Here is a 21343-nt window from a genome sequence, read left to right as displayed (position 1 = left end):
TGCCTGCCTGTCACGCAGGAGATCGCGGGTTCAAATCCCGTCGGAACCGCCACGCGGGTGTAGTTTAGTGGTAAAACCTCAGCCTTCCAAGCTGATGATGGGAGTTCGATTCTCCTCACCCGCTTAATTGCAAGAAAAAAGATTGGCTAGTCATATGACTAACCGATCTTTTTTGGTTCTATTATTTATGGTGTTGGTAGGTATTCTTCGCGGAAATCCCGAAGGACGGTGGGGTTGCTTGTGGCCGTGTCAAGGATGCAATGCGAAAGTAGGGAGCGTTGGCGCTTCAGCGTCTACGGTCCCTTTGAGGCTTGCAAGCCCAGAGACTACAGGCTCAGGGCGGTCCCACGGCAGTACACAAGCAAACACGCAGGCCGAAGGGCTTTTCCTTCACCAACTCCAGATAACCAAGAACCATCAAGTATAGACGACGATTAAGTTTTGTTGTTTGGTCTAATCGTCGTGATTTTCCAAAAAGGCGACAATTGGAATAGTTGCGCCTATCTAATAGGCGCAGAATCACCAAAAAACGACGATCAGCAATTTTCTAAACAGCTGATCGTCGTTTTTTTTATGTATACTTCACCATAAATGCATAAAGAATAATGGTCACCATAATGACAAAATTCATGTAATTATCCATTCGCATGTGAAGACGAAATTTTTTCAGCAGCAACAAGATAAAAAATAATAGGAGTGGTGCAGTAAAAATCAAAAATTGAGTTAAATTTGCCCCTTGAATATTCAAAAGGAGCATTATAACCCCCACACCAATTAAATAACTACCAATAATCAGTGGCAAATAATATATTCCGATAAAAGACTGGTAACCATTGTTTTCATATTTTAACATACCGCGTTGCCGGTAAACGATAATAGCCAGGAGAAAAAATATAATCGGTACTAAATATAATAAAAAGTGTGGTTCTAGATAACCTGTTTGAATATAAAACGAAATGTAGCTCATCATATACACTTTAAAGAACACCTGTAATATGACATAAAAAACGGTTTGTTCCATTTTGAGTATAGGATGATAAGCAGAATAGATAAATAATATATACAAAATTAAAATACTTGCACATAACCAATTTGTTGTTGCCCAGATTAAAATCAGAAGGATAGCAACTGCAATCCAGAATATATGATTAAGCAGTCGGGGTGAATCCAACTGTTGCTTCGTTTTTTTTATAAGGAGTCGTTCCAAGAGAACTGTTAATAAGAGAAAAATAAACAAAAGGAGGAAAGGCAGGAGCTGAAAACCCGTTTGTTTAGCGCCAGTTACAGTCCCAAAAATGATTATAGAGATAGGAAGTGTTACCCAAGATAAGAAGGGGTGATTAAGCGTTTTTGTAATAAAGGTAATTGACTGTTCCATATTACACATCCTTGCATGCTAATTTGTTAAACTCCATCTAATCAAATTATGAACACGATGTCAAGACAACATAAAAAATAGCTTGCAATTGGGGTTCGAAAAGTGTATAGTATAGCCGTTGCTGTTTAAAAGGCAGAGAGCAATATCCCGATAGGATCCATTAAGTTGGAGAAGCCTTGTAACCAAAAAAATGGGGGAATTACATATGGAAGAAAGAAAATTATTTACATCAGAATCTGTAACAGAAGGTCATCCGGATAAAATTGCGGATCAAATTAGTGATGCAATTTTGGATAAGCTGCTATCTATGGACCCACAAGCACGTGTGGCTTGTGAGACAGTGGTGACAACTGGATTGGTATTTGTATTTGGAGAAGTAACAACTTCTGCTTATGTAAACATTCAACAAGTTGTGCGCGATACCGTTACAGAGATTGGTTATACACGTGGTAAATTCGGTTTTGATGCGGATAACCTAGCGGTAATGGTAGCGTTAGATGAACAATCAGACGATATCGCTTTAGGCGTTGATAAAGCTTTGGAAATTCGTGAGGATGAAGTTGTTTCTGAAGAAGATACTAAGCTTATCGGAGCTGGAGATCAAGGTTTGATGTTTGGTTTTGCAATCAACGAAACTGAAGAGTTAATGCCACTACCAATCAGTTTGAGTCACAAATTGACCAAGAGACTAGCTGAAGTCAGAAAAGACGGTACAATGGAGTATTTGCGTCCTGACGGCAAAGCACAAGTTACTGTTGAGTATGATGAAAACGACAAGCCGCTACGTGTCGATACAGTGGTTTTGAGTACACAACATGATGAATTAGTTACTTACGAGACTTTGAAAGATGATGTTATGGAGAAAATCATCGCATCAGTGATTCCAGCAGAATTACTTGATAATGATACAAAATTCTACATCAACCCTACAGGACGTTTCGTAACAGGTGGGCCAAAGGGTGACTCGGGTCTTACAGGACGGAAAATCATCGTTGATACATATGGTGGTTATGCACGTCATGGTGGTGGTGCTTTCTCAGGAAAAGACGCGACTAAGGTAGATCGTTCCGCAAGTTATGCGGCTCGGTATATTGCAAAAAATATTGTTGCTGCAGAAATTGCTACGAAATGTGAGATTCAATTAGCTTACGCTATCGGGGTAGCTGAACCAGTATCAATTTCAGTAGACACATTTGGAACAAGTGAAGTTTCTGAGGAAAGATTAATCGCTGCAATCCGTCAAATTTTTGAACTAACACCAGCTGGTATAATTAAAATGTTGGATTTACGTCGTCCTATTTACCAAAAGACGGCTGCTTACGGACATTTCGGCCGTAACGACAGCGACTTTACATGGGAACAAACTGATAAAGTCGATGCATTGAAAGAAGCTCTTTCACTATAAGAAAACGCGTTTTCATCAAATTAAGATGAAGACGCGTTTTTTCTTTTTTCAATGGCTAAGACAAAAGGTGGATTATTTTGTTGATTAATGAATCCGTATTGTAAAACAGAGAATTCGTTCTGATCTAAATTTTTTGCGAAGTTCAATACGCCATTTTTTTCTGTTTCACCTTCAGGATGTCCACTATATACAACCAAAATCATTAAACTACCGACACGTAGCAGCGGTAATAATCTTTTGATGCTTGCTAGTGTTGATTCAAGCAATGTGGTAATACTTTTATCGCTACCTGGTAAATAACCTAAATTATAGATGATTCCACCAAGTTCGGTGTTAGCCGGTACGAATTCATCTGCTTTTTCATGACCAATATGGTGCAAAGTCACTTGATCTGATAAACCAGTTAAAAGACATTTTTCTCGGGTCAGCCTAATAGCTTTTTCTTGCACATCGAACCCAATGACGCGCCCTGACTTTCCAACCAGAGAAGCCAATAAAATAGTATCATTTCCTTTTCCCACGGTAGCATCTATAACGGTATCTCCCGGACTCACCGTGCTTTTAAGTAGGCTGTGGCTATAGTCTACAGCTTTTTCCAACATGAAATCACTTCCTTTTTTATATTCATTATAACCACATGTTTGTTACAAATACATTACAAATGTAACATTTAAAAGATATGTACCAATTTGGTAGCTAAACTCTATATAATGATAATTATAGAAAAAATTAAATTAAATTTAAGATATGAACGGAGTGGTCCATATTGGAAAGTTCTAGAAAACAATTTTTTTATAAAAAACATACAACTGATTTAAACAAAAAAATCAGAAAAGCTTCTGCATCAATGCGTAAAAGCATGGTTTTGGTAGGAGCATCTGCTCTTGTTTCTACGTTAGCTGCCCCATTTGTGCAAACAAAAGCAGTAGATGCGGTAGAAAAAGGACAAACCGTTCAATCCAGTAATCCTTTCCTGAATTCAATTATTCCTTCTGCAACTAAAATTGCAGATAAAAATGATCTCTATGCTTCCGTAATGATGGCTCAAGCCATTCTGGAAAGTGCTTGGGGTCAAAGTACATTAGCTAAATCTCCTAATCATAACCTTTTTGGCATTAAAGGCGACTATAAAGGCGAAACTGTCTCCATGAATACGTTGGAAGATAGTGGGAATCAAAACTATTACCAAATACAGGCAGAATTTCGTAAATATCCTTCATATGCAGAATCATTGGAAGATTATGCGCAATTATTACGAAACGGAACAAATTGGGACCCCATGTATTATAGCGGAGCCTGGAAAAGTAATGCTGCAACTTATCAGGATGCGACTCAGTATTTGACTGGGCGTTATGCGACAGATACTGCATATGCAAGTAAATTAAATCGCATTATTGAGTCCAATGGGCTGGCAACATATGACACGCCATCCACGGCAGTTGAAACCGCACCTGTCCAACCAGTTACACCAGCGCCGACTGGTAGTTATGTTGTTCAATCAGGTGATACATTGTACGGAATTGCTCGTAATCATGGAATTTCAGTTGTTCAATTGATGGAATGGAACCAATTAAACAGCGCCACTATTTTTCCGGGTATGTCTTTGAAAGTAAGCACAGTCCCAGCTCCAACTCCAGTTACCGATACTAAAACTGAAACGCAAACACCAACAACGCCTGCACCAACTAACGGTGGAACATATACAGTTAAATCAGGGGATTCTTTATGGAAAATAAGTCAGGCATATAATGTGACTGTAGCGCAGCTGAAAAATTGGAATGGATTGAAGAGTGATTTTATCCATCCGGGACAAGGACTTAAAGTTTCCAATCAAGCAACGTCGACTAAACCGGCGACTGGGCAAGAAACAGTCAAACCTATAGTTAGTGGGTCAGATTATACCGTGAAAAAAGGTGACACACTTTTCCAAATTGCAAGTAACTTGGGGGTAACTGTCGCTGAACTAAAATCAGTGAACAACTTACAATCAGATGTGATTTATCCTGGCCAACAATTGAAAGCTACGAAAATAAATACTATTCCAGCAACGCAGGATAATGTGCCTGCCCCTAAAGAAGAAAAAAGCAAACAATCCTATACAGTTCAAAAGGGTGACTCTTTATTCAAGATTGCTTCTCAGTTTGGAGTGACCGTGGCAGAATTGAAGAAGACAAACAATTTATCAACGGATATTATCTATCCAGGACAAACTTTAGTTACCGGTAAAACGACCACTACAGTTACTGAAACGGATAATAAGACTGTAACGCCCGTGACGCCGCCTGTTCAAAAAGAAACAACGACTTCCAGTTACACGGTTAAAAATGGAGATACCCTTTATAAAATTGCTTCTCAACTGGAATTGACTGTCTCACAGTTAAAAAGTGTCAATCAGTTAAGTTCAGACATCATTTATCCAGGTCAAGTACTGTTTTCTAATAAAGCTACCGTTGTGGAGCAGCAACCCGTGGAAACTGCAGTAAGTGGACAAAACTATACGGTTAAACAGGGAGATACTTTATATAAAGTAGCCACAAATGCCGGCGTCAGTGTTGCACAAATAAAAGAGTGGAACAATCTATCTTCCGATATTATTTTTGTAGGACAAGGCTTGGTGTTGAAGGCTAATACCCCAGTAATAGAAAAAGCTGAGAAGGCAGTTTCGACAACCAGTTATGCAGTTAAATCTGGAGATACACTTTATACTATCGCTCGCATCAACGGTATCTCTGTAACACAACTGATGGAATGGAACGATATTACGAGCAATACAATCTATCCAGGCCAAAATCTACGGGTCAAGTAAGGGTTCTTGAAAATACCTGCTTCATCTGCTAAAATAAGGCAAATAATAAAAAAACTGTGAATAGGATTAGTAGGAGATTGATTCCTGTAGAGAGTGCATGGACGGTGAAAATGCATGGATGACATTTTTGAACTCACCTATAAGTTGTAATGCTGAATTTTTTGAGTAAGCATTACCGTCTCGTCGCGTTATTGGCATGAAGAGAACTAATTATAGGTGGTACCACGAAAATTCGTCCTATAGACTTTCCAAAGGGGGAAGTCTATAGGTTTTTTTATTGAGAAAATGATCACTAAAGGAGAATAGTCATGTCTTATAATCACAATACGATTGAAAAAAAATGGCAAAAATATTGGGAGGCTAATGAAACATTCAAAACGGAACAGCCCTCAGAAAAACCAAAATACTATATTTTGGATATGTTTCCTTATCCTTCTGGACAGGGTTTGCATGTAGGGCATCCTGAAGGCTACACTGCCACAGATATTGTCGCTCGGATGAAACGTGCGCAAGGTTTTAATGTTCTTCATCCAATGGGATGGGATGCATTTGGTTTGCCAGCGGAACAATATGCATTGGATACAGGAAATGATCCTGCCGAGTTTACAGCGCATAATATCAAAACGTTCAAACGTCAAATTCAATCACTAGGTTTCAGTTATGATTGGAATCGTGAAATTAATACGACAGATCCAGATTACTATAAATGGACCCAATGGATTTTTACTAAACTTTATGAAAAAGGTTTGGCTTATGAAGCAGAAGTTTCCGTTAACTGGTGTCCAGCATTGGGAACCGTTTTGGCGAATGAAGAAGTTGTTGATGGCGTGAGCGAACGTGGGGGCCACCCAGTATATCGTAAACCAATGCGTCAATGGATGCTTAAAATTACTGCCTACGCAGAGCGTTTGCTGGAAGATTTGGAACTTGTAGACTGGCCAGATAGCATTAAAGATATGCAACGTAACTGGATTGGACGTTCTGAAGGTTCGAATGTCACATTCAAAATTAAGGACACTGACAAGGAATTCACTGTTTTCACAACACGTCCGGATACATTGTTTGGAGCAACTTATGCGGTCATGGCACCAGAACTACCACTGGTTCAAGAAATTATGAGCCCAGAACAAGCGGCGGAAGTGAAAGCCTATGTTGATTCCATTGCAACAAAAAGTGATTTGGATCGTACAGACTTGGCAAAAGAAAAAACAGGAGTATTTACCGGAGCTTACGCAATCAATCCTGTAAACGGAAAAGAAATGCCTATCTGGATTTCTGATTATGTTCTATCTACTTATGGTACTGGAGCGATTATGGCTGTTCCCGCACATGACCAACGTGACTATGAATTTGCAACAAAATTCGGATTGGAAATCATTGCGGTTTTGGAAGGTGGCAATGTTTCTGAACAAGCATTTGTAGGTGATGGTCCACATATCAACTCTGAATTTTTGAATGGATTGGATAAAGAAACGGCAATTAGCCAAATGAATGAATGGTTAGTAAAAGAAGGCGTAGGGGAATCCGTAGTTTCTTACCGTCTGCGTGACTGGCTATTTGCCCGTCAACGTTATTGGGGTGAGCCAATTCCTGTTATTCACTGGGAAGATGGAACAACGACAACTGTTCCTGAAGAAGAATTGCCATTGCTACTTCCAAAAACGGATAAAATCAAGCCAAGTGGTACGGGGGAATCTCCGTTGGCAAACATTTCTGATTGGGTTAATGTCACCGATCCAGAAACAGGTTTGAAAGGTCGTCGTGATACAAATACGATGCCTCAATGGGCAGGTAGCTCATGGTACTTCTTGCGTTTCATGGACCCACACAACGAAGAGGCGTTGGTTGGAGAAGATGCGATGGAATACTGGCAAAATGTTGATTTGTATATTGGTGGAGCAGAGCACGCGGTACTTCACTTGTTGTACGCGCGTTTCTGGCATAAATTCCTTTATGACCTAGGCATCGTAAAAACAAAAGAACCCTTCCAAAAATTGTTCAACCAAGGGATGATTCTGGGTGAAAACAACGAAAAAATGTCTAAATCTAAAGGGAACGTAGTAAATCCTGATGATATCGTGGAAGCATATGGTGCAGATACGTTACGTCTATATGAAATGTTTATGGGACCACTGGATGCAAGTACAGCTTGGAGCGAAAAAGGGATTGAAGCAAGCCGTCGTTTCCTGGATCGGGCATGGCGTTTAATCATCGATGAAGAAGGCAATGTTCGTGACCGCATTACTAAAGTGAACCGTGGCGAACTGGATAAGGTTTACCACCAAACCATTAAAAAAGTAACGGAAGACTATGAACAATTGCACTTTAATACTGCCATTTCACAAATGATGATTTTTGTTAACGAAGCAAACAAAGTAGATGCTTTACCGATTGAATATATCGAAGGGTTTGTTCAAGTTCTGGCACCAATTGCACCACATATGACGGAAGAAATCTGGAAGAAATTGGGGCACACAACGAGTGTAACAAAAGCTGATTGGCCGACTTATGACGAAAAGTACTTGGTTGAAGATGAGGTTGAAGTTGTATTTCAGGTAAATGGTAAAGTGAAAGCACGCCGCAACGTTCCAGCAGCTGCCTCAAAAGAAGAGCTGACAGGTATTGCATTGGCTGACGAGAAAGTGAAAGAAGCAATTGATGGAAAACAAGTCCGGAAAGTTATCGCTGTTCCCGGTAAACTTGTAAATATCGTTGCTAACTAATTTTTTCAAGGAGCTACTACCCTATATTTTTGGTAGTAGCTCTTTGTTAGCTTGTTACTTTCTCGTAGTCTTGGTATAATTTTAGAATAATAGGTTTCCAGAAAGTGAGCAAATATATGAATTTAGAGCAGATGAAAGAAAGACAAAAGAAGATAAGGAACTTTTCCATTATCGCTCATATCGACCATGGGAAGTCCACATTGGCAGACCGGATTCTGCAACAAACCCACACAGTAGCAGAACGGGAAATGCAGGCACAATTATTGGACTCCATGGATTTGGAACGTGAGCGCGGAATTACAATTAAATTGAATGCCGTAGAACTTACATACAAGGCCAAAGATGGTGAGGAATATATTTTCCACTTGATTGATACGCCTGGGCACGTCGACTTTACATATGAAGTTTCCCGTAGTTTGGCGGCGTGTGAAGGGGCAGTCCTTGTTGTGGATGCGGCCCAAGGTGTTGAAGCACAAACGTTGGCAAATGTTTATTTAGCTATCGACAATGATTTAGAGATTGTGCCGGTTATCAACAAAATTGATTTACCTGCTGCAGACCCTGAACGCGTCAGAACGGAAATTGAAGATGTTGTCGGTATTGATGCGAGTGAAGCAGTCCTTGCTAGTGCAAAAGCAGGTATCGGTATTTCTGAATTACTAGAAGAAATCGTCCATAAAATCCCAGCTCCTAAAGGGGATTTGGAAGAACCACTACAAGCACTTATTTTTGACTCAGCCTATGATTCGTATCGTGGGGTAGTATTGAATATCCGAGTTGAGAATGGTATTTTACGTCCTGGTGATAAGATTCGCATGATGGCAAGTGGCAAAGAATATGATGTTACTGAAGTCGGAATCTTTTCTCCAAAACCTATCAAACGTGACTATCTAATGGTTGGAGATGTAGGGTATGTAACGGCCAGCATCAAGAACATCCAGGATGCTCGGGTTGGGGATACCGTAACGTTGGCCAACAATCCAACTAAAGAAGCTTTGGAAGGTTACCGCAAATTAAATCCGATGGTTTATTGTGGTATTTATCCTGTTGATTCTTCTGACTTCAACGACTTAAGAGAAGCGTTGGAAAAACTACAATTAAATGACGCATCCTTGCAATTCGAACCAGAATCCTCGCAAGCACTTGGATTCGGTTTCCGGACAGGATTTTTGGGAATGTTGCATATGGATGTAATTCAGGAACGGATTGAGCGTGAATTCGGATTGGATATCATTACAACTGCACCATCAGTTATCTATCACATCCAAAAAACCGATGGGACGACTCTTTCTATCGATAACCCATCTGAATTACCAGATGCAACGGAAGTAGAAACAATTGAAGAGCCGTATGTGAAGGCAACAATTATGGTACCTAATGATTATGTTGGTGCGGTAATGGAAATTGCACAAAAAAAACGTGGGAATTTTATGACGATGGATTACTTGGATGATACTCGAGTTAATGTTGTTTATGAAATTCCATTGGCAGAAATAATCTTTGATTTCTTTGATACGTTAAAATCAAGTACAAAAGGTTATGCGTCTTTGGACTATGAACTGATTGGCTATAAGCCAAGTAGATTAGTGAAGATGGATATTCTTTTAAATGGCGAACAGGTTGACGCCTTGAGCTCGATTATTCACCGTGACTTTGCTTTTAGTCGTGGCCGTGCCATTACAGAGAAATTACGTGAATTAATCCCGCGTCAACAATTTGAGGTGCCTATTCAAGCAGCAATCGGGCATAAAATTCTGGCTCGTACAACCATCAAAGCCTTACGTAAAAACGTTTTGGCAAAATGTTATGGTGGTGACGTTTCACGTAAACGTAAATTGTTGGAGAAGCAAAAAGCAGGTAAGAAACGGATGAAACAAGTTGGATCCGTTGAAGTGCCACAAGAAGCGTTTATGGCTGTTCTTAAGTTGGACGAAGATAAGTAAATCCAGGCAGCTCAAACTTGAATATCTAAACTTTTATAACTAAGATTAAAGCATCTCAACGAGGTGCTTTAATCTTTTTTTTAGGAGGTAAACAGATGAAAAAAGCAGTTGTATTAACAGGTGGCGCAAACGGCATTGGTCGTGCAATCGTAGAATGTCTGCACACGAATGTCGATTTATTTGTAATAGATAGAGATGAAGCAGCTGGTAAAGCTTTAGAAGGAAAACTTTCCGATCCGCATCTTCATTTTATGTATGGCGATTTAGCCAAGGAAGCAGACTTAAAGCGATTTATCTCATTAATAAAAAGTGAGACTGAAATTATTCATGGAATCATCCATAATGCTGCTATTGACAAAGGTGGTCTGAAGAGTGATGCGAGCTACGCGGATTTTATGGAAACATTTCAAGTCAATGTTGGTTCAGCCTACTATTTAGTAAAACACCTGCAAGATTATTTTTCGGATGACATGAGTATTATCCTCCTCTCTTCTACGCGTCATTCTCAAAGTATGGAAAATAATGAAACGTATGCAACATCTAAAGGAGCGATTCTGTCATTGGCACACGCTTTGGCAAATAGTTTAAAGACGAGAGCTCGGGTTAATGCTATAAGTCCCGGCTGGATTGACGTCTCTTCTTTACAGTACCAAAGTGAATCATTTCCACTTTCTCAAAGTGACCATTTACAGCATCCCGTAGGACGGGTAGGAAAACCGACTGATATAGTGTCCATGGTAGAATTCTTGTTGGATGATCAGAAATCAGGCTTTATAACAGGGCAAGAATTTATCGTTGATGGTGGGATGAAAACCCAAATGATTTATCATGATGAATTTGGATGGCGCTATTCTCCTTAAGACCATCACCGCTATAAAATAACAATATTGAATGTCAATCTTTAGACGAAAAGTTGAAAATATGTTATACTTCTAGGGTGAAATTTTCGAAGGGAGTAGGTTAAATTGAACGCGTTAACAGAAAAGTTTAGAGAGGTATCACTTTCAATTATTCCAATCATCGTTTCGATTTTGTTGTTACATTTCTTTGTAGTGCCGATTGAATCTGAAATAATTTATCGGTTTATTATTGGATCTGTTCTTATAATGATTGGTATGCCTTTATTTCTTAGAGGTGTCGATATAAGTATCGAAAAAATAGGAGAAGACATGAGTCAGGCGCTTATTCAAACGAATAAGATGAAAATTGTTATGATCGGAAGTTTTCTATTTGGCTTTATCATTTCTGTAGCCGAACCAGATTTACATATATTAGCGCAACAAGTAAGTGCTGTTACTAATAATGCCATTCCTCAAATGACATTAGTGATCGTCGTTTCACTGGGAATTGGTTTAATGATAGCTTTAGGGATGTATCGTATTTTAAAGAGCGTCCCCTTGAATAGATTTATAGCAGTTATCTATGGCATTATTTTTATTTTGGCTCTTTTTAATTCCGGTGATTTTTTAGCCATCGCTTTTGATGCATCGGGATCTACTACCGGATCGATTACCGTTCCTTTCATGTTGGCACTGGCAGGTGGAGCATCTGCTATCACAAGGAGTGGTCTTGAAGAAGACACGGACAGCTTTGGTTTGTTGGGTATTGCCTCAACCGGGGCCATATTGGGAATACTAGTAATGGGAATTGTAAGTCCGGACAGCAATTTATCAGGAGAAATCCCTGTTGAGACGATTCAGTCCACAGGAGTGTGGGGCGCTTTTATCGAGCAACTACCGATAACAACTCGTGATTCCTTACTATCATTAATTCCTGTCCTGATTCTCTTTTACATTTTAAATGCCGTTAGCTTAAAGAAAAGCAAACGCCAAATGATTCGTATTAATATCGGATTAGTCTATACCATCATTGGTTTGATTTTATTCTTGACTGGTGTCAATGCTGGTTTCATGGATGCCAGCCGTAGTGTTGGGTTTCTGTTGTCTGAAACAAAAGGTAATTTATGGGTCATTGCGGTTGGAATTATCTTTGGTGTTCTTACCATACCGGCAGAACCATCCGTCCATGTTTTGACGAACCAAATTGAAGAAGAAACAGCGGGGGCTATCAAAGCCAGAACAGTAATGTTTAGCTTGGCGCTAGGCGTTGGGTTAGCGGTTGGGTTATCCATTTTAAGAATTATTATTCCTTCTCTACAGTTATGGCACATCCTTTTGCCAGGCCTCATTATCGCAATTGTATTGTCATTTGTTGTTCCAGATATTTTTGTAGGTATAGCATTTGATTCGGGCGGTGTTGCAGCGGGAACGATGACTGCTACATTTATACTGCCATTTGCCCAGGGTGTTGCGGAATCCAACCCATCTGCCAACGTTTTAACAGATGGTTTTGGTGTTATTGCGCTTGTGGCTATGACACCATTGGTAACGGTCCAGGCATTAGGATTATTATACCGTCTCCGCACTAAGAACGATGCTCGCTTAGGAAAGGAAGATATATATGAATAATCACTTAGATGGTAATTATAGCTTGTTAGCGGTCATTGTGAACCGAACGAAAGCACAACGTATTATTCAATTTGCAAAATCACTTGGAATCAAAAGATATACGAGTTTACACGGTCGGGGTACCATTCCAAGTGCAATCCTTCAGATGTTGGAATTGGGGGAAGTAAGCAAGGAAATTCTTTTGTTTATTGTTCCGACTATAAAAGAAAAAGAACACATCCAATCTTTTAATGAAAAGTTCAATTTCGACAAACGTAATAGTGGCATCATATTCTCTGTTACCTTGTCACATTGTCTTGGTATCACGCATAAAGCACCGGAAATCCAACTTGAAGATACGAAACTAACATCCGGTGTGGTTGGTGTCTGTATTGTAGTCAATAAAGGAATTGGCGAAGAAATCGTTGAACTCACAAACGATGATGCTTATTTTGGGGGAACCATCCTGCCTGCACATGGCTCAGCGGATTATTCCCGCAAAATATTTAATTTGGCTACCCAAGATGAAAAAGAGACTGTTTTGATGCTCGTTCCGGCGAGTAAAGTTTCAGAATTAAAGCAAAAACTGTCTAACAATCTAAACCTTCAAAAAGCTAATTCGGGAATCTTATTTACTTTCGATGTTAATGAAATTCATGGTTTATTTAAAAATAGATTAGTGGAATCAGGCACAAATTATGAGAATTCCGGTGATCAATATGATGCAATCTGGGCGATCGTTCCTTCTGGGAAAGATGCGGCCGTGATTGCTTCGGCTGAAAAAGGTGGCTCAACGGGAGGCACTATCTTCCATGCCAGAGGTTCCCATGTTGTGGAACACAGGCTGTTTATTAATGACATTGAACCAGAGAAGGAACTTGTTATGATGATAGCAAAAAGAGAAAAATCCTATTCCATCAGTAAGAGTATAAACGAAGAATTCCGATTGGATGACCCAGGAACGGGTGTATTGTTCGTGTTTCCTATAGGAAACACGACGGGGTTATTTGTCGAATAGTCGTATTTTGCCTCAAACTGGGTATACCCGGTTTGAGTTTTTTTTGTTAAGATATAGGAAAATACTCACTTGGAGGATGCAATGATGAAAACAGACATTCAAATCGCACAAGAAAATGTAATGGTACCGATTGTGGAAGTTGCTGAAAAAATTAATCTAGACCCTGATGATTTAAAATTATATGGTAAATATAAAGCTAAGATTGACTGGGGCGCCATCGAAAAATTAAAAGATGAACAAGATGGCAAGTTAATTTTGGTGACAGCAATCAATCCTACGCCTGCAGGCGAAGGTAAATCGACTGTGACGGTGGGCTTGGGTGACGCACTAGCTTTAGCGGGCAAAAAAAGTATGATTGCTTTACGCGAACCTTCAATGGGCCCAACGATGGGTATGAAGGGTGGGGCTGCTGGAGGTGGTTTTGCCCAAGTTCAGCCTATGGAAGAAATAAATTTACATTTTACTGGGGATATGCACGCTATTACCGCCACCAACAATGCATTGTCTGCCTTCATTGATAATCACATCCAACAAGGAAACGAACTTGATATTGATACGAGAAGGATTACTTGGAAACGTGTTATGGATGTGAATGACCGAGCTTTGAGAAATATCGTTGTAGGATTGGGTGGTCCTACAAATGGTGTGCCACGTGAAGATGGTTTCGATATCACTGTAGCCAGTGAAATCATGGCTATTTTGTGTCTTGCGACTTCAATGGAGGATTTGAAGCATCGTTTAGGGAATATCGTTTTTGGATATAATCGTACGAGAGAACCACTAACCGTTCGTGATTTGAAAATGGAAGGTGCACTGACACTCATCTTAAAAGACGCATTGGAGCCTAATTTGGTTCAAACACTTTACCATACTCCAGCATTCGTGCATGGTGGACCTTTCGCCAATATTGCCCATGGCTGCAACAGTGTCATTGCAACGAAAACGGCCTTGAAACTAGCTGACTATGTGGTAACCGAGGCCGGTTTTGGAGCGGACTTGGGGGCAGAGAAATTCCTCGATATCAAGGTGCCCGTTTTAGGAAAAGCCCCGGATGCCGTTGTCATCGTCGCGACGATACGCTCCCTAAAAATGCATGGTGGCATTAAAGTTGCTGATTTGAAAGACACGGTAGACCCATCCGCAGTGGAAAAAGGCTTCTCTAATTTAGAAAAGCATATCAGTAACATGAAGAAATATGGCTTGCCTGTCATTGTTGCCGTTAATGCCTTCACCCAGGATACTGCGGAGGAAATTGCTGTGGTACAAGAAGGATGTAAACGTCTTGGTGTAATTTGTAAAATTGCAGATGTATGGGGTAAAGGTCCTGAAGGAGGCTTGGAATTAGCACAGGCCGTGATAGAGGCGACTGATAATGCAAGCCAATTCACGCCTTTATATGATGCACCAAACACAACCATTGAAGAAAAAATTAATCAGGTTATTAAAGAGATTTACGGTGGAAACGAAGCCATCTTTAGTCCAAAAGCACGTCAACAAATGAAGCAATTCAATACACATGGTTGGAGCCATTTACCAATCTGTATGGCGAAAACACAATATTCTTTATCAGATAACCCTAAAAAATTGGCTCGTCCCGAAAATTTTGCGATCACGATTAGGGAATTTGTACCAAAAATTGGTGCTGGCTTCATTGTCGCTCTGACCGGTGACATATTGACGATGCCAGGCTTGCCTAAGAAACCGGCAGCCTTAAATATGGATGTCCTGGAGGATGGAACCGTAGTTGGATTGTTCTAAAGTCCAAGGTGCGATATACTGTAGGATGGAAATACAGTAATTGATAGAAATTGAGGGTTGACCTAAATATGAAAGATTTGAAAGCAATTGGATTATCTAAATCCCACGGTATAAAGCAACTATTTGAAAATATCTCCTTCACAATCCGTGAGGGAGAGTATGTAGGACTGATTGGTCAGAATGGTAGTGGAAAAAGTTCTTTAATGCGTATTATTGCCGAATTAGACACTCCTGATGAAGGCAAAATTGAAAAAGCAAATGACTATCGTATTAACTATTTACCACAAGAACCAGTTTTCGATGAATCAAAAACCATTTTTCAAACGGTCTTTTCCAGCGACGTCCCCTTGATCAAGACTGTTCGCCACTATGAAGAAGCACTGGCACGTCTAACCGCTGTCAGCGATAATGTCAGCAATCAAGAAGCCTATTCCCGTGCTGAACAAGAGATGAATACGAATGACGCCTGGCAGGCAGAAGTCCAATTCAAAACGATACTGAATAAATTGGGACTTGAGAATCTCGAACAAAAAATTGGTGAGCTTTCTGGTGGGCAACGTAAACGTGTCGGTTTAGCACAGGTTCTGATGCAGGCGCCTGACTTACTTCTCTTGGATGAGCCTACCAACCACTTAGATGTGGATGCTATTGTATGGTTGGAAAAATATTTGGCTCAGTATAAGGGTTCTTTATTATTAGTAACCCATGACCGTTATTTCCTTGAGCGTGTTACAAATCAGATGTTGGAATTAAAGAATGGCGAAATTGAGAGCTATTCAGGGAATTATGCTACTTATTTAGAGCAAAAGGCCGAACGTGAGGCCATTCAGCAAAAAATGACTGAAAAACAAGCTAAATTATATAAGAGTGAACTTGCCTGGATGCGTAAAGGCGCCAAAGCTCGGACGACAAAACAACAAGCACGTATTCATCGTTTTGAAGATTTGGAAAAAGATGTTAAAGGATCGAACGTTGATGATCAACAGTTGGAAATCAATTTTGACAGCTCCCGTCTGGGCAAGCGTGTTTTCCAATTGGAGGATATCACGTTAAAAGCTGGAGAAAAAATTGTGCTTGAGCATTTCAATCATATTTTCCAGGCTAGCGATCGCATCGGTATTGTAGGTAAAAACGGCTCAGGGAAAACGACATTCCTGAAAATGCTGGCTGGTGAAGTTGAACCTGAATCGGGCATACTCACAATAGGTGAGACCGTTAAAATCGGATATTACCGTCAAATTATGGAACCATTCCCTGAAGACAAACGTGTCATTAATTACTTACAGGAAGTTGCAGAAGAAGCGAAAATAGCCGATGGTACGCGGGTTAGTGTAACGGAATTGCTTGAAACCTTCTTATTTCCGCGTGAAATGCATGGAAGTTTGATTCGCACTTTGTCGGGTGGGGAAAGACGTCGTTTGTATTTGTTGAAATTACTGATGAATCAACCCAATGTCTTGCTTTTTGATGAACCGACAAATGATTTGGATATAGAAACACTGACCGTTTTGGAAGACTATTTGACAAGTTTCCAGGGCGCAGCTTTAGTCGTATCCCATGACCGTTATTTCCTGGATAAAGTAGTCGACAATCTACTCATCGTAGATGGCATGAATGGTCCTTTCTTGTATTTTGGAAACATGACTGAGTATTTAGAAGTTGAAGCTGAACTCAATCAACCTTCTCAATCTAAATTGGAATCGGTAAAACCAAAAATAACTGAATCAAAAGAAAAAGTTAAGTTAACTTACAGTGAACAGTTAGAATGGGCAGGAATCGAAGAAGAATTAATGCTCTTGGAAGAAGATATTACGGACATGAAAGAAAAAATGCTGGAAAATGCATCAGACTTTATCAAACTCGGTGAACTACAAAGCGAAGTAGAAAAAAAAGAAGCATTATTAGCTGCCAAGTGGGAACGATATGAGTATTTGAGCCAATTTGTTTCCGAATAAATATGAAAGTAAGGAGGATTGAAGATGACAAAACAATATCTTGAGCTAGCACAAAAAATACTGGATGAAGGGGTCGAGAAATCAGATCGAACCGGAACCGGCACAAAGAGCATTTTTGGCTATCAGATGCGTTTTGATTTGCAAAAGGGATTCCCGCTTCTGACAACTAAAAAAACCGCATTTGGGCTGATTAAAAGCGAATTACTGTGGTTTTTAAAAGGGGACACCAATATCCGTTACTTACTGGAAAACAATAATCACATTTGGGATGAATGGGCCTTTGAACGTTATAGTAAATCAACTGATTACCAAGGGCCTGATATGACTGATTTTGGTAGACGAGCAGTACAGGATGAAGCGTTTAATGAAGTTTATCAAGAACAGTTATCCGCGTTCAGGGAGAAAGTTTTAACTGATGATATCTTTTCTGAAAAATATGGCGAGCTGGGGAATATATACGGTTCGCAATGGCGTCATTGGAAAACAACGCAAGGGGAGACCATTGATCAAATCAAGGACGTTATTAAAATGATTAAAACAACTCCGGATTCTAGGCGCTTAATTGTGTCAGCCTGGAATCCAGAAGACGTTCCAAATATGGCTTTACCACCTTGCCATACTTTATTCCAATTTTTTGTTGCTGATGGTAAATTGAGTTGCCAGCTGTATCAACGGAGTGCGGATGTATTTTTAGGGGTTCCTTTTAATATTGCCAGTTATGCTTTGTTAACGCATCTTATTGCGAATGAGACAGGCTTAAAAGTGGGAGAATTCATCCATACTTTTGGGGATGCACATCTTTACTTAAACCATATGGACCAAATTAAAGAGCAACTTTCTCGCGAAGTATATGAATTACCTGAACTGGTTATTAAAAATCCAGAAAAATCCATCTTTGACATGGAGAAAGATGATATTGTCGTCAAAGGATATAAGAGTCATCCAAGGATTAAAGCGCCGATAGCGGTATAGGAAAGTAGGGGTATAAATGTACATACTGGTTTGGGCTGAAGATGATGCAGGGGCGATTGGTAAAAATGGCAAACTGCCATGGCACCTTCCAAATGATTTAAAATTTTTTAAAACCACAACAAATGGACAAACCATTGTCATGGGTCGCAAAACTTTTGAAAGCATGGGGAACCGTCCGTTACCAAATCGTAAAAATTATGTGTTGACACGCCAAAATGATTACGAAGCACCGGGTGCGGTTGTGATAAACCGTTTGAATGATTTACCCGATGAGGACATTTATGTAATTGGTGGAAGCGAGATATACAAAAAATTCCTTCCGGAAGCCGATGTACTTATACGAACAAAAATAAGTGGTACTTTCGATGGTGATACTTTTTTTCCTGAAGTAAATTGGGATGAATGGGAATTAGTTGAAGAAACAGAAGGAACCGTTGACGAAAAGAATAAATACGCCCATCGTTTTCAAACATTCAAAAGAAAATAAAAAAACCGGAAAATCTTTTACAGATTTTCCGGTTTTTTTAGACGTAAAGTAATACTGTGAAATAGTGGAAGGCAGCCCCTGCAAGAACAAAAAGATGCCAAATGACATGCATGAATTTGAATCGTTTAATACTATAGAATATAGTACCCAAACTATAGGCTAAACCACCTAATATCATCAAGGTTAATCCACTTGTTCCTAAATATGCACTAATTGGTTTAATTAAGAATATTGCGAGCCAACCCATCATTAAATACAAAATAGTCGATAGCTTGTTATATTTTCCCACGAAAAACACTTTAAGGACTACCCCAACCAAGGCAATCCCCCAAACTGAAATAAATAATACTTTCGCCTGGGTTCCTTCCAGTGCTATTAAACAAAAGGGGGTGTAGCTCCCAGCAATCAACAGATAGATAGCAGCATGATCGATATAGTGAAAAATGTTTTTGAATCGGGTAAAACTAAAGCTATGATAGAGTGTGGATGCAAGAAATAACAGGATCATGGATATGCCATAAACGAGGTAGGCAGTCAAATGGATGCCATCACCCGATTGTATCCCTTTAGCAACCAAAAATACTAACGCGACAATACTGAGTAGGGTGCCAATTCCATGGGTAATTGCGTTTAGAACTTCCATGACAAGGTCGCTTTTTTTGATTTCAAGTGTTTGATTTGACATAGGTTAACCTCCATATTTCGTCGCTCATGTTTATTTCGAACATATCTAATAGAAGTATAACACATTTAGTGCTAGAATTAGAAAAAACAAGTAGTCTTAGATTGAGGGTGATTGCGTGTTTAAGCAACGGGGAAAACGTTCAAATGCCGGGTGGAAATGGGCTTTTATACTTTTGCTTTCAATAAATATTGGAGCCATTTTCTATGCCTTAAATTTATTGAAACCCATAGACAATGATGTGAACGAAATAGCACTTGAGAATAAGAGCACAGTATCAGAAAACGATAAAGATACGATTGCAGCGACAATAACCTTGGAAAATAAAGATTTAGAAGAGTTATTACAATTCGCAATAAGTGAAAATAGCGCAACTGAGCGTGTCCCCCAAATTAAAATTTCAGACCAAGCGCTACTAGTTTTAGGTGAGTTATCTGTGTTTGGGTTTGAGACTAGCTATCAAATTGAGGCGGATCCGTTCGCAATGGAGGACGGAAATCTCCAATTAAAAGTTAATGATGTTAAACTAGGTAAACTGACGTTACCTATCGCACAAGTATTGCAATTACTTGCGACCCAACTGGATGCTGAAATACCCATTTTGATTGATTCGAAAGCACAGATGATTATAATTTTGCTTTCTGAAATTCAAACTGATGCTATACAGAGAATAAAACTTGAGAAAATCGATAAAGATGTTGCAGAATACACCTTTATCATAACCATAACAAAAGAAAATTTGCTACAATAAGAATAATGAATAGACTGGAGGGGAAAAATGGACCAGCAATTTTATCAATTTGCAATGACTTTTAGGGATCGCAACAAAAAAGATTCCATGGTCCAGTTTGCAAACAAGTTAGACAAAGATACTGGATTTCCCAGAAATCATTCTGATTACTACATATTAGCGGATTATCTGGAGTTGAGTGGTGAATATTCTAATCACATGGATGATTTTGATGAGATGTATAGCCAGTTCAAAGAAAGAAAAGAGCAAGCAAATAAAATATTAAGAAAAAGTGGGGATTAATTTATGAGTACACATATTGCAGCAAAACCAGGAGAAATAGCAGAAACAGTTTTATTACCAGGGGATCCACTACGGGCTAAATATATCGCTGAAACATACTTGGAAGACGTAGTTCAGTACAATTCTGTCCGCAACATGTTTGGATACACTGGTACCTACAAAGGTAAACGCGTATCGGTTCAAGGTACAGGAATGGGGCTTCCATCCATTATGATTTATGCGAATGAACTCATTACCGAGTATGGTGTTAAAAACTTAATTCGTGTAGGTTCGGCGGGAAGTATCCAGGAAGATGTTCATATCCGTGACATTGTTTTAGCACAAGGCGCAACTTCGGATTCAAGTGTTGTCTCTAATATTTTCAATAATCAAGTAAACTTTGCTCCGCTTGCGAGTTTCAACTTGCTATATGATGCTTACAATACTGCTAAAGAACGTGGATTAAACATTCATGTTGGTAATGTTCTTTCCTCAGACCGTTTCTATAATCAAGAATTAGACACAAAGAAACTAGCTGACTATGGTGTCTTGGCAATCGAAATGGAAGCGACAGGCCTCTATATGTTGGCAGCGCAACATCATGTAAATGCACTTGCGATTTTAACTATTAGTGATCATATCCTGACAGGAGAAGAAACCACTTCTGAAGAGCGCGAACGTACATTTGATGATATGATGTTGGTTGCTTTGGACAGCGTATTGAAATAAACACTGTTCAACTATCCTGAAGGAGGTC

Annotated in this window: 17 protein-coding genes, 1 tRNA gene, 1 riboswitch and 1 other annotated feature; of the genes, 15 read left to right on the top strand and 3 right to left on the bottom strand. The window is 39.5% G+C overall.

The window, feature by feature from the left end; genetic code table 11:
* The first annotated feature begins 53 nt into the window (after positions 1-53).
* Positions 54-124 (top strand) — tRNA-Gly (locus ACTU7M_RS10615).
* A gap of 447 nt (positions 125-571) precedes the next feature.
* Here ACTU7M_RS10615 and ACTU7M_RS10610 read toward each other — a convergent pair.
* Positions 572-1378 (bottom strand): hypothetical protein, encoded by an 807-nt coding sequence (locus ACTU7M_RS10610; protein WP_443474368.1) that lies wholly within the window; start codon positions 1376-1378, stop codon positions 572-574.
* Positions 1379-1510: 132 nt separating this feature from the next.
* Positions 1511-1586, top strand: a riboswitch (SMK box riboswitch).
* Here ACTU7M_RS10610 and metK point away from each other — a divergent pair.
* Positions 1584-2783 carry a methionine adenosyltransferase gene (gene metK / locus ACTU7M_RS10605; RefSeq protein WP_443474367.1) on the top strand — a complete coding sequence of 400 codons (1200 nt, stop codon included), beginning with the start codon at positions 1584-1586 and terminating at the stop codon, positions 2781-2783. Its footprint overlaps the riboswitch before it by 3 nt.
* Before the next feature lie 20 nt (positions 2784-2803).
* Here metK and ACTU7M_RS10600 read toward each other — a convergent pair whose 3' ends face one another.
* A complete protein-coding gene (locus ACTU7M_RS10600) occupies positions 2804-3385 on the bottom strand; it encodes a class I SAM-dependent methyltransferase (RefSeq protein ID WP_443474366.1) in 582 nt (193 codons plus the stop codon).
* Between the two features lie 164 nt (positions 3386-3549).
* On the opposite strand from ACTU7M_RS10600, the gene ACTU7M_RS10595 reads away from it, so the two are divergent.
* The 10 genes from ACTU7M_RS10595 (at position 3550) to ACTU7M_RS10550 (ending at position 18892) form a co-directional block, all read left to right on the top strand.
* Positions 3550-5589, top strand: a complete 2040-nt coding sequence (locus tag ACTU7M_RS10595; RefSeq protein ID WP_443474365.1) for a LysM peptidoglycan-binding domain-containing protein — start codon at positions 3550-3552, stop codon at positions 5587-5589.
* Between the two features lie 47 nt (positions 5590-5636).
* Positions 5637-5832 (top strand) — a binding site (T-box leader).
* 65 nt (positions 5833-5897) lie between these two features.
* Positions 5898-8312: a leucine--tRNA ligase gene (gene leuS / locus ACTU7M_RS10590; protein ID WP_443474364.1), complete on the top strand. Its 2415-nt coding sequence runs from the start codon at positions 5898-5900 to the stop codon at positions 8310-8312.
* 116 nt (positions 8313-8428) lie between these two features.
* On the top strand, positions 8429-10255 hold the full coding sequence (lepA, locus tag ACTU7M_RS10585) for a translation elongation factor 4 (protein ID WP_443474363.1): 1827 nt from the start codon (positions 8429-8431) through the stop codon (positions 10253-10255).
* A 95-nt stretch (positions 10256-10350) separates the two neighbouring features.
* Positions 10351-11115: an SDR family oxidoreductase gene (locus tag ACTU7M_RS10580; RefSeq protein WP_443474362.1), complete on the top strand. Its 765-nt coding sequence runs from the start codon at positions 10351-10353 to the stop codon at positions 11113-11115.
* Between the two features lie 105 nt (positions 11116-11220).
* Entirely contained in the window at positions 11221-12723 is a 1503-nt protein-coding gene (locus ACTU7M_RS10575; RefSeq protein ID WP_443474361.1) for a DUF1538 domain-containing protein, read from the top strand.
* The gene (locus ACTU7M_RS10570; protein ID WP_443474360.1) at positions 12716-13720 is read left to right on the top strand and encodes a hypothetical protein; all 1005 of its coding nucleotides are present in this window, start codon (positions 12716-12718) and stop codon (positions 13718-13720) included. Before ACTU7M_RS10575 ends, ACTU7M_RS10570 begins: the two co-directional genes overlap by 8 nt.
* Before the next feature lie 84 nt (positions 13721-13804).
* Complete coding sequence (locus tag ACTU7M_RS10565; protein WP_443474359.1) at positions 13805-15478, top strand: formate--tetrahydrofolate ligase; 1674 nt, start codon at positions 13805-13807, stop codon at positions 15476-15478.
* 68 nt (positions 15479-15546) lie between these two features.
* Positions 15547-17433, top strand: a complete 1887-nt coding sequence (locus ACTU7M_RS10560; protein WP_443474358.1) for an ABC-F family ATP-binding cassette domain-containing protein — start codon at positions 15547-15549, stop codon at positions 17431-17433.
* Between the two features lie 24 nt (positions 17434-17457).
* The gene (locus tag ACTU7M_RS10555; RefSeq protein WP_443474357.1) at positions 17458-18405 is read left to right on the top strand and encodes a thymidylate synthase; all 948 of its coding nucleotides are present in this window, start codon (positions 17458-17460) and stop codon (positions 18403-18405) included.
* A 16-nt stretch (positions 18406-18421) separates the two neighbouring features.
* Positions 18422-18892 (top strand): dihydrofolate reductase, encoded by a 471-nt coding sequence (locus ACTU7M_RS10550; protein WP_443474356.1) that lies wholly within the window; start codon positions 18422-18424, stop codon positions 18890-18892.
* A gap of 37 nt (positions 18893-18929) precedes the next feature.
* Here the strand turns inward: ACTU7M_RS10550 and trhA are convergent, their stop codons facing one another.
* A complete protein-coding gene (trhA, locus tag ACTU7M_RS10545; RefSeq protein ID WP_443474355.1) occupies positions 18930-19577 on the bottom strand; it encodes a PAQR family membrane homeostasis protein TrhA in 648 nt (215 codons plus the stop codon).
* A gap of 115 nt (positions 19578-19692) precedes the next feature.
* Between trhA and ACTU7M_RS10540 the strand changes: the two genes are divergently transcribed.
* Genes ACTU7M_RS10540 through deoD form a run of 3 tightly spaced genes read left to right on the top strand, consistent with a single transcriptional unit; the run spans position 19693 to position 21315 of the window.
* Complete coding sequence (locus tag ACTU7M_RS10540) at positions 19693-20325, top strand: DUF2140 family protein (RefSeq protein WP_443474354.1); 633 nt, start codon at positions 19693-19695, stop codon at positions 20323-20325.
* A gap of 27 nt (positions 20326-20352) precedes the next feature.
* Positions 20353-20607: a YozE family protein gene (locus ACTU7M_RS10535; RefSeq protein WP_443474353.1), complete on the top strand. Its 255-nt coding sequence runs from the start codon at positions 20353-20355 to the stop codon at positions 20605-20607.
* Positions 20608-20610: 3 nt separating this feature from the next.
* A complete protein-coding gene (deoD, locus tag ACTU7M_RS10530; protein ID WP_443474352.1) occupies positions 20611-21315 on the top strand; it encodes a purine-nucleoside phosphorylase in 705 nt (234 codons plus the stop codon).
* Positions 21316-21343 lie beyond the last annotated feature (28 nt).

The sequence above is a fragment of the Jeotgalibaca sp. A122 genome (assembly GCF_052266715.1).
In the GTDB taxonomy this organism is placed as follows: Bacteria; Bacillota; Bacilli; order Lactobacillales; family Aerococcaceae; genus Jeotgalibaca.
This window is presented reverse-complemented; position numbering and strand designations above follow the sequence as displayed.

Excerpts from the sequence above, each read along its gene's own strand:
- deoD (WP_443474352.1), top strand. The coding sequence starts at position 20,611 with ATGAGTACACATATTGCAGCAAAACCAGGAGAAATAGCAGAAACAGTT.
- ACTU7M_RS10550 (WP_443474356.1), top strand. The coding sequence starts at position 18,422 with ATGTACATACTGGTTTGGGCTGAAGATGATGCAGGGGCGATTGGTAAA.
- ACTU7M_RS10560 (WP_443474358.1), top strand. The coding sequence starts at position 15,547 with ATGAAAGATTTGAAAGCAATTGGATTATCTAAATCCCACGGTATAAAG.
- metK (WP_443474367.1), top strand. The coding sequence starts at position 1,584 with ATGGAAGAAAGAAAATTATTTACATCAGAATCTGTAACAGAAGGTCAT.
- leuS (WP_443474364.1), top strand. The coding sequence starts at position 5,898 with ATGTCTTATAATCACAATACGATTGAAAAAAAATGGCAAAAATATTGG.
- ACTU7M_RS10535 (WP_443474353.1), top strand. The coding sequence starts at position 20,353 with ATGGACCAGCAATTTTATCAATTTGCAATGACTTTTAGGGATCGCAAC.
- ACTU7M_RS10610 (WP_443474368.1), bottom strand. The coding sequence starts at position 1,378 with ATGGAACAGTCAATTACCTTTATTACAAAAACGCTTAATCACCCCTTC.
- ACTU7M_RS10555 (WP_443474357.1), top strand. The coding sequence starts at position 17,458 with ATGACAAAACAATATCTTGAGCTAGCACAAAAAATACTGGATGAAGGG.
- trhA (WP_443474355.1), bottom strand. The coding sequence starts at position 19,577 with ATGTCAAATCAAACACTTGAAATCAAAAAAAGCGACCTTGTCATGGAA.
- lepA (WP_443474363.1), top strand. The coding sequence starts at position 8,429 with ATGAATTTAGAGCAGATGAAAGAAAGACAAAAGAAGATAAGGAACTTT.
- ACTU7M_RS10600 (WP_443474366.1), bottom strand. The coding sequence starts at position 3,385 with ATGTTGGAAAAAGCTGTAGACTATAGCCACAGCCTACTTAAAAGCACG.
- ACTU7M_RS10580 (WP_443474362.1), top strand. The coding sequence starts at position 10,351 with ATGAAAAAAGCAGTTGTATTAACAGGTGGCGCAAACGGCATTGGTCGT.
- ACTU7M_RS10565 (WP_443474359.1), top strand. The coding sequence starts at position 13,805 with ATGAAAACAGACATTCAAATCGCACAAGAAAATGTAATGGTACCGATT.
- ACTU7M_RS10570 (WP_443474360.1), top strand. The coding sequence starts at position 12,716 with ATGAATAATCACTTAGATGGTAATTATAGCTTGTTAGCGGTCATTGTG.